The organism is Bradyrhizobium sp. (assembly GCF_016462955.1).
Lineage (GTDB): Bacteria > Pseudomonadota > Alphaproteobacteria > Rhizobiales > Xanthobacteraceae > Bradyrhizobium.
This window is the reverse complement of record NZ_JAEMSD010000252.1, coordinates 1-8,906: the sequence shown is the minus strand read 5'-3', so window position 1 is coordinate 8,906 and position 8,906 is coordinate 1. Positions and strand designations below refer to the sequence as shown.

Below are 8,906 nucleotides of genomic sequence, written 5' to 3'. Positions count from 1 at the left end.
GAAGGTGACACCGAGTTGCACGACGTGCCAGCCTTGTCCGCCCACGAGATGTCTACCTGTCTGGGGCTGACGGTCGACTGGAGAGGGCGGAAGTCGATCCGCGCGTCGATCGTCGGGTTCGACAACGTCTACGTTGTTGAATGGCCGCTCGATACCTGGCAACGACTTTAGGTCCTCTTCATTGGACCATCGAGTGATATCGAAATGGCCGCCACCTCAGTGGCGGCCATTTATTTTTTTCAATCCGGGGACTCCTGAGCTTATCTCGGGGAGATGCCCGGTAGACCCCTCTCTCGGGCGCGCATGCTCGCTTGCATCATGCAGGTGAGCGAGATGGTCGCAACGGTAGCTGCCGGAACATCAGCCGAATACTACATCGCTTCGTCCGACTACTATATCGGCGGCAGCGAGCCCGCAGGTCGATGGGTAGCAGTCGGCGTCGAAATTGGCGTTGTCGTAGGGGCGATCGTCGAACGCGACCCGTTCGAACGGCTGCATGCGGCGCTTGATTTGACGGGCCGCCCGATGCTCTCAAGCCGGAGCGGGAAGAAACACGTCGGCGGATATGACATCACGTTTTCGGCGCCAAAGACGTGCTCGATTCTGTGGGCGCTTGCCGATCCGGAACTGCGGGCAAAAATCGAGGAGGCGCAGGCCAACGCTTTCGAAGTCGCCCTCAAGGCGATCGAGGCCAACGCTGCGTTCTGCCGGTTTGGCAAGGACGGTGTTCGTCGTCAGAAGGTCAAGCTGTCTGTCGCCGTGTTTCAGCACGGAGCCGCGCGTCCCGCACGGCATCGCGACGGCAAAACCTTCTCGGACTGTGCGCTTCATAGTCACGCGGTTACCTTCAACATCGCCCGCAAATACGACGAAAGTTCGGACCGTCGCGTCGACGATGAAGCGAATCAAACCGAGCAGAAGCGCCATGGAGCTCTGGATGGTAAAGCCATCTTCGCCTGGAAAATGGCAGCGGGAGCAGTCTACCACGCCCAGCTCTCCAAAAATTTTCAGAATCTTGGCTTCGCCGTCGGAGACATCGGCAAGAATGGAATCTGGGAAGTCGTCGGAATTGTTCCCCAGCTAAAATCCTATTTCTCGGCTCGTCGCGGTGAGATCGAGGAAGCACTCGACGCAGCCGGGACAGACAGCGCAAGTGCCCCCGCACTGGCCGCCGCAATTACCAAAGCGACCCGTGAGGCTAAACAGGAGCAACACCACGACCGCTTCGCATTCTGGCAGCAATGTGCCCGCGATATCGGCTTTGATCGCAACGCCGTCATTGACTCTTGCTTTGCCGCGGGTCGCGAGCAGTGTGCATCGCTTGAGAATTCCGATCGTGAGCGATTGCTCCAAGGGCGTCTCGCGGCTCTGCCGGATCGGCTTACTGAGCATGACAGCACCTTCGAACGCCGGCATCTCTACGCCGCAGTAGCCACCGCCCTTGTCGGAACCGGCGAGGGCGCGGAACGCGTCGAAACGGAGGTTAATCGCCTGGTCGCGACGAAGGCGGTTGTTACCCTCGATCGCGACGTGTGGGGGCATCAGGTCTTTACCACGCCGGAAATGCTGCGCATCGAGTCTGAAAATCGGCGAGATGGCAGCTCGGCTTTCCAAGAAATCGCCAATCGCGCCGCCCCCTACGATCGTCGCGAAGTTGATCCAGAAGTATGGGCTCAACGAGGAGCAGGCTGTTGCCGTGCGCGCGGCGACCAGCGGTGCCAGGATCACGATTCTTGAGGGCACCCCGGGCGCGGGAAAAACCACGGCTTTGGCAGCCATCACCGACGCCTGGACCGACGCCGAAGTCGGGTACCGCGTGATCGGCGCCTCCACGGCATGGAAGATTTCTCACGCTCTTCGCGATGAATTGGCGATCGATGCACGTGCAACAGACTCTTGGCTCGTGGGTGCCGAACATGGCGTTCCGTTTCTGGATAAGAACACCGTACTGATCGTCGACGAAGCCGGCCTGCTCTCCAGCCGGCAGATGCACAGCATTCTCTCGGCAGTAGAGGCCGCCGATGCCAAGGGTCTCAATCCGCATCTCGTCCTGGTTGGCGATCGCAACCAGCTACAGAGCGTCGGGGCCGGCCCTGGCTTGGCGCTCGCCGCAAATTTTTCATCGGTACAGTCAGTCACCAAGATTGTTCGACAACGTGAGCAATGGGCGCGAGATGCCGTCACTGCCTTCGGGAGGGGGGACGCCGACGAAGCGCTGGAGGCCTTTGAGCGCCGAGGCCTCCTCCACGAGGCGCTTGGTCCCAAGGCCACGGTGCGCGCGATGGTCGACGCCTGGGAAGCTCATGAGAAAGCCGCGCCTGGCCGCTCTCTTCTCATAGCCAAAACGAACGCCGAGGTACGGGCGATTTCGGCAGAGATTCGCGCCCGGCTCCGCCAGCAGAACATAATTCGCGGCGAGGACGTGACACTGAAAGCCGTTACGTCGTCGAATTCAACGGTATCACTGCCACTGACAGCCGGCGACCGAATTCGCTTCCTCACCCGCATTAAAGTCCGCGACCTTGAGACGATCAATGGCACCGAAGCAACCGTCGAGGCAATTGACGCTGCCAACGATGGACGCGTCGACATTGCAGTTCGCACTGATGCAGGCCGCTTCACATTCTCCACAGATGAGATTGCCGACGGCGAGGGTCGCGTCAAGCTCACACACGCTTACGCGACGACGATCTATGGCGCACAAGGCTGCACCACAGACCGTGCAATCGCATGGTTGTCGCCCGACATGGATCGTCATTCGATTCTGGTTGCGTCGAGTCGGGCGCGCAACGCAACCGACCTTTTTTGCGATCGCAAATCGCTGGATGCCCGTATTAGGGCAGAGTTGCCTCTTTCGGAGCGGGGCAAAGCGAACGAAATCGGCGCGGTGGCGCGGCGAACCTACCTGGCAAGCCGACTTGCTCGCTGCGGCTTCAAGCGCTCGTCGCCGGACATCCTGGTAGACGCACAGACGCGTGGCGGCGAGCAGCAGCGCCGGGAGACGCATCGTTCGCCATCCGAATTGGCAACAACCGAGGTGGCCGGCGATCGCGATTGCAAACATCGCAAGAAGCGTGAGCTCGACCATGAGCTCTAGCTGTCCTCCGTCAAAGCCCCGGCCCTCCGATCCGGAATTCTGGACCGTGGAGAACGAGTTGCCCGATCCGATTCCGGTCTCGAAGGCCGAGTTGGACGTGGTCGAGCGATATTTCAGCGACCTGCTCGACGCCGTCTTCGAACCCCAACCCCGAACGATGCCGGCGGTAGCCACGGCATATCAAAAAGGAGACAAACGATGACCATCCGCCCGTTCTACGAACCCCGCATGCTGGAAATGCGGTTGGAGGAATACGCAAACATCGCCATCGACGGCGGGCTCTGGCTCGTTGGGGAGGTGCTGGCGCAGCGTCCCTCGATGAGCGATGATTTCGTCCCCGATCCCCGCTACCTCTACAAGCCCCGGGATCTGGACGCGGCGATCATCGAGCTTCGCGCGAGCAACGAGGACCTGCGTCACCGGATCTTCATCGCGGGATTCCTGAGGCTGCCGGACAACGGCGCGCAGGCGACGTTCCGGCGCTTGCTCGTGAAGCACGCCGAGATGCTGCATGAGGCGCTCCGCTTCGAATGGACGCGCCGGTGTGACAAGACGATCGGAGGCCGCAAACCATCAGGCAAGCTCGTCAGGGTCGACCTGTACGAGAAATTGAGGGCTACAACCGCAGGCAAAGAGTTGGCGATCGAGGTCAAGAAATAGTTGTTGCAGATGCTTGTAGAGCTGCGAGACTCAGGAGCGAAAGGCTTGATGACATGAGTAAGCACGCGCGTAAATCGAACAGCGCAGTCGACGCCAATTCGTCCCGAGTGGCCTTCTACTTGCGCGTCTCGACGGATCGACAGGCGAAACACGATCTCTCGATTCCAGATCAGCGCGCCCAATTGCGCGCATGGTGTGAGGCTAGAGGTCATCAAGTTGTCGGGGAGTTTATCGAAGCCGGCGCATCGGCTACCGACGACAAACGCCCAGTTTTCCAACAGATGATCGAACGCGCCTGCGACGGTGAGCATGCATTCGACCTGATCGTCGTGCACAGCTATAGCCGCTTCTTCCGCGACGCCTTCGGACAGGAATTCTACCTGAGGAAGCTGGCGAAGCATGATGTAAAGCTAGTTTCGATTACCCAACCGCTCGGCGACGACGACGATCCCGTGCAGGCCATGATGCGTAAAGTCATCGCGCTATTCGACGAGTATCAGTCCAAGGAAAATGCCAAACATGTCATCAGGAACATGAAGGCAAATGCTCAACATGGCTTCTGGAATGGCTCGCCAGTGCCGTTAGGCTATGTTCTGGTCGAGGTAGAGAAGCGCGGCACGAAGATCAAGAAGACGCTCGCAATCGATCCGGTCGATGCAGAAACGGTCCAGCTTATCTTCAAGCTCTACCTCTACGCGATGGCTCCTCGGGGGCACTCGGCGTCAAGGAAGTCGTCAAATGGCTCAATAGCCACGGGTACCGCACCAGGAAGGGTAAGACGTTTGGCACCGGCACGATCTACAAGATCCTGACGAATACCACCTACGTTGGCGAGTGGAAGTTCAACCAGATGTCTTCACGGACCGGCAAACGCAAGCCGGACGACGAGGTCATCACGACCGCTGTTCCCGCGATCATCGAGCCCCACGTCTTCGAACAGGTCCGCCGACAACTTCATGCGCGGAGCCCGAAGGTGGTGGCACCGCGCGTGACGACTGGTCCGATCTTGCTCACGGGGTTGGCCGTCTGCGCGACTTGTGAAGGAGCCATGACGTTACGGACCGGAACCTCGAAGACCGGACGCGTCCATCGGTACTATTCCTGTTCGACCTGTAACCGAAAAGGAAAGACGGCTTGCAAAGGTCGGTCGGTCCGAATGGAAAAGTTGGACGAATTGGTCACCACGCAACTGGCTGAACGATTGTTCCAGCCAGAGCGACTGGCAGCGATCCTTTCGTCGTTATCGGCGCGTCGCGCAGAAAAGGCGGACGCCGTGAATGCGCGTATCGCGGCGCTCCAGCGCGAACTCAGCGATGCCGACGAAAAACTTGGGCGCCTTTACAAGCTCATCGAAGAGGGGGTCACGGAGATCGACGATGTCCTCAAGGACCGCTTGAATGTTCTGAAGGCGGATCGTGATCGCTCAAAGGCTGCACTAGAGCGGGCCAAGTCACACTCATTAAACGTAATTCAAATTGATCCCGCGTTGCTTGAGAAGTTCGGCCGCACCATGCGGGAAAACTTCACCTCCGGGTCCATCCCATTCCGGAAAGCCTACCTACAGTCGCTCATCAGCGTAATTGAAGTCGACGACACCGCGATCCGGATCAAGGGCAGCAGGGATGTGCTCGAAAAGGCGGTTTTGGCCAGCCGAAATGGGGCCATTCCGGGTTCGCAGATGAGTACTGGGTGGCGCTCCCTAGGGGAATCGAACCCCTGTTTCAGCCTTGAGAGGGTTATGTCAATCCGATTGATGATCATCGTGCGAGCATTCCGCGATGGAGATTTACGGACATGGTTTTGCCTGCCTAACTTTAGCGCCCTGGAACAGCAACTGGGATATAGTTCCGGGCGCCTCGATCCTCCGGGAGATTCGGGCCTGATGAACCTCCGGGTCAGCTTATCTGGCCCGCTCATCACCTCGTGTTTCGTCGCGCCCATCGGCATCGACGCCCTGATCCGCGTCGCGGCGCCGGCTATTGGCAAGCTCCGCAAGCTCATTCTTCAACGCATGCCGGCGCGTCTCGACAGCGGGCATGTCTTTGACGAATTGCCGAACTTGGCGAGCCAACTCGCGATCTACTGGCGCTTCAGAGCGCTGTAGTTCGGCGGCATAATCGAGATATCGACGCCGGATCACGTCCTGACGGGACTTAATTTGTTCGTCCCAGGGGTTTTTGGCGGTCCTGCCACCCCTCACCTCCGAAAGCACCTTGTCACGGGCGAGCCGATCGACATTGGGCGTGACCTTTCGCTTGCGCATCGCGAGGACCGCCCCGCGATCGGCCTTTCTCACCTGTCCGCGGGTTCGCCGCGGCGTCGCCTCCGCCGCGATCCCGCGAAGCTGGAGTTCGCCAGCAAACCGCTCCCGCCAGGCCTGAAGATCCGCCTTGCGGGGGTTGAGGCGCCTGCCGTCATGGCCGAACGACCGAACGGTCAAGTGCACATGGGGATGCTTGTCGTCGAGATGCTGGACAAAGACGTAGTCGTGATTGTCCCCGAACGTCTCGATGGCGAATGCCCGCGCTGAATCCTTAACGGCGACCGTATCGGTTCCGGCCGGCATTGACAGAATAATGTTGATCGAAAGCGATCCGTCACGGCGGCGCTTGTCGTCGAGGCCGGCATCATCCTCCCAGCGTTGCTGCAGGTCCTTCAATCCGGAACGACCCGCCAGTGTCGCGCCCTGCTCTGTTTCCGCATCGAGCTCACCGTTTCGCGTGATGTATGCAAGGTGCGACTTGAGATGCGCTACGCTCTTTGTGCGACCGGTGATCTTGACCATCACCTCTGGTGCTCGGCGCACGATGCGTTCGAGCTTTGCACGCATCGCCGGCGTCAGGAGGCCCGGAGCGCCCGGATCTGGGATATCCCACTCGGCCCGCCGCGGGCGCCGATTGGGCGTTTCCCAGACATACGAGATCGGCGGAAGTTCGGAGGTCAGGTCGGTCGGCCGCGGCGAGCGCCGGCTCATGACTGTCCATTCCAATAGTCGGCATTGCCGTGCAGCGCGCTACGCAATTGCGCCAGCTCTCTTTCGATGACCAATGTGGCCTCTTGAATTGCGGACAGATCGGGCTCAACCGCCCTGCCCTGCAGCACGCTGGTGTTTGCGGCGCGTGCGATCTGGTTGATGTTGCCGCCAATCCGGTTGAGTTCGCGAACGATCGCGCGAAGCGCGGCATGCTCGTCCGGGGAATGCTGAACGGGCGACGCCAACCGCGAGCGCACCAGCGCGACGATCCAGCCGGTTCGGGTCATGCCACGCTGATGTGACACTTCAGCAAGCTGCCGCATCTCGCTCTCACGAAATCGCACGGTCACCTTCTCCCGTCGCCCGACGGGCAACGCCAAGATGCGCGGCGCTGGTGCGGCTAGTGCATCAGCGATCAGACGTCGCAGCAGCGCGGATTTGCCACCCTGTGTCGCTGCAAGAACTGAGAACTCCGCCGCGACTTGGTCGGAGACGCGAAGCGAGATCAGAGCCATGCACGCCAATCCCAATCGCGATGTAATACATCGCTGGCGCGAAGCCTATCCTGCACTAGAAAACGCGAATCCTTCCACCCCCTCGATGTTGGTTCAAACCAACAGGCTCGACATTCAACCCGCGGGTGTTGCTGCAACTGAGACCCACCCCAGCCGACGATCGATGCGACGAATTCCTCTGGGAATGACGCAGCCGGCTCCACCCCCAGTGCTTCCACTCCACGAACACCGCGCGTGGAGATCGGCAACATTGGCACCGAGCATGTGGGCCGCGGCTTTCCAGCAGCCTCCGGCCTCTCTACAGCGCTGTGGGGGGCGCGTTCGGCCTCCGGCTGCTGCGCTAACGCGCCATCCTTCGGATGGGAAATCCGCTCCGCCGGCGCACTAACTGTAGCAATGTTTCTGCGGAGACTCTTTAAGACCAGCTTCATGCGAAAAAGACCTCTTCGATTGTGATGGTCGATGTTGGAACCTCTTCCGCTTCGTCTGCGCCATCCATCAGCAGCACGGCATGACGTGAGCCTTGAGAGGCTGGTCGATCGACCAGAAGACAGCCCGTGCGATCCTGGTGACGGACTCTGATCGTCAGTGATGGGCTCATTGTCTCGTTTCGACGAACCGACGAGTGAGGGCGCCTTTCCGCGCTCGGTATTACAGGGTCCGTCTCTGTCGATCGCAATGCCACCCGCGGCCGACTTCGTTCTGCTTGAGCTCCAGAGGCACCTTCGCAATCAGCATGCGAACCGCGGCCTTCAGTCCGAATTTTATGAGCCAGCTGACGTGCGTGTGCATCGGTAAAACTCTCCTGCGCTGCGCATAAGGTCTCGATGGCGTTGGGCTGTTCGCGCCACGCTTGGAAGAGTTCATACACAGCACGGATTGACGAGCCGGCAAGCTTCGACCGGAGGAACTCCGGCATGCTCTGGACCGAGGCGTAGCGAGAAACCCAGTCCCTGGGCTTGCCGAGCTTGCGCGAGATGTCGGCCTGGCTATCGCCTAGCTCCAGACGGCCCGCGATGAACGCCGCAATTTCGGTGGCATTGAGGTCATGGCGCTGGATATTCTCGATCATCTGGACATAACGATCCGCAGAACCAACGGCCTGAATGAAAGCCGGGATGTCACGGAGCCCGGCGCGCTTGGCCGCACGATACCGCCTCGCACCCATGACGATCACGTACCGGCCTTCCTCGGTCGCTTGCCGCAGCACGATCGGTTGCAGCACGCCATGCTGAAGGACCGATTCCGCAAGCTCCTCGATCTTCTGCTCGTCGAAGCTGCGACGCGGCTGATCCGGGTCTTCGTCAATACGATCGATGGCGATGGAGGTGGGCTGCCCGGTTGGGGCGGCAACATCCTCCGCGGCATCAATGAGCTGCTTAAAGCTGAGATCAAGCGCCATGTGCCGTCTCGTCCATCTGCGCGACGATCTTGGCGAGAACATCGCGGATTTCCCGACCAGCCTCTTGCGCAGAGCGGCGCTTCAGCTTCCAGACCGGCAGACGTTCCGCGACGGCCTCAGCGTAGCCGTCTCTTGCAACGATCTGGCCCGGGAACACATATTTGCCAGCCTCGCGCAGGAGCTGCTCAAGATGCGTCCTTTGCCGGGGCGATTTCGTGTTGAAGTTCGAGGGCAGCAACCCGAGGAACTTCGTATCCT

General features: G+C 60.1%; 8 protein-coding genes and 2 pseudogenes. 6 read left to right on the top strand and 4 right to left on the bottom strand.

The window, feature by feature from the left end:
- Positions 1-318 precede the first annotated feature (318 nt).
- The 6 genes and pseudogenes from mobF to JHD07_RS23210 all read left to right on the top strand — a co-directional run.
- Positions 319-1,737 carry a MobF family relaxase gene (gene mobF, locus JHD07_RS23235; protein WP_291626239.1) on the top strand — a complete coding sequence of 473 codons (1,419 nt, stop codon included), beginning with the start codon at positions 319-321 and terminating at the stop codon, positions 1,735-1,737.
- Complete coding sequence (locus tag JHD07_RS23230) at positions 1,697-3,097, top strand: AAA family ATPase (RefSeq protein WP_245269639.1); 1,401 nt, start codon at positions 1,697-1,699, stop codon at positions 3,095-3,097. Before mobF ends, JHD07_RS23230 begins: the two co-directional genes overlap by 41 nt.
- A 58-nt stretch (positions 3,098-3,155) precedes the next feature.
- The gene (locus tag JHD07_RS23225) at positions 3,156-3,299 is read left to right on the top strand and encodes a hypothetical protein (RefSeq protein WP_245265939.1); all 144 of its coding nucleotides are present in this window, start codon (positions 3,156-3,158) and stop codon (positions 3,297-3,299) included.
- Positions 3,296-3,757, top strand: a complete 462-nt coding sequence (locus JHD07_RS23220) for a hypothetical protein (protein ID WP_024342288.1) — start codon at positions 3,296-3,298, stop codon at positions 3,755-3,757. The genes JHD07_RS23225 and JHD07_RS23220 overlap by 4 nt, the downstream gene beginning before the upstream one ends.
- 53 nt (positions 3,758-3,810) lie before the next feature.
- Positions 3,811-4,569, top strand: a complete 759-nt coding sequence (locus tag JHD07_RS23215) for a recombinase family protein (RefSeq protein WP_063830811.1) — start codon at positions 3,811-3,813, stop codon at positions 4,567-4,569.
- Positions 4,536-4,889, top strand: a pseudogene (locus tag JHD07_RS23210) (recombinase family protein); the annotation flags it as partial. The gene JHD07_RS23215 and the pseudogene JHD07_RS23210, both read left to right, overlap by 34 nt.
- Positions 4,890-5,657: 768 nt before the next feature.
- On the opposite strand, the gene JHD07_RS23205 reads toward JHD07_RS23210, so the two are convergent.
- The 4 genes and pseudogenes from JHD07_RS23205 to JHD07_RS23190 form a co-directional block, all read right to left on the bottom strand.
- A complete protein-coding gene (locus JHD07_RS23205) occupies positions 5,658-6,731 on the bottom strand; it encodes a relaxase/mobilization nuclease domain-containing protein (RefSeq protein ID WP_024342289.1) in 1,074 nt (357 codons plus the stop codon).
- Entirely contained in the window at positions 6,728-7,246 is a 519-nt protein-coding gene (locus tag JHD07_RS23200) for a MobC family plasmid mobilization relaxosome protein (protein WP_024342290.1), read from the bottom strand. Before JHD07_RS23200 ends, JHD07_RS23205 begins: the two co-directional genes overlap by 4 nt.
- A 427-nt stretch (positions 7,247-7,673) precedes the next feature.
- Positions 7,674-8,648, bottom strand: a complete 975-nt coding sequence (locus JHD07_RS23195; protein ID WP_024342291.1) for a ParB/RepB/Spo0J family partition protein — start codon at positions 8,646-8,648, stop codon at positions 7,674-7,676.
- Positions 8,638-8,906 (bottom strand): annotated as a pseudogene (locus JHD07_RS23190) (ParA family protein); the annotation flags it as partial. The gene JHD07_RS23195 and the pseudogene JHD07_RS23190, both read right to left, overlap by 11 nt.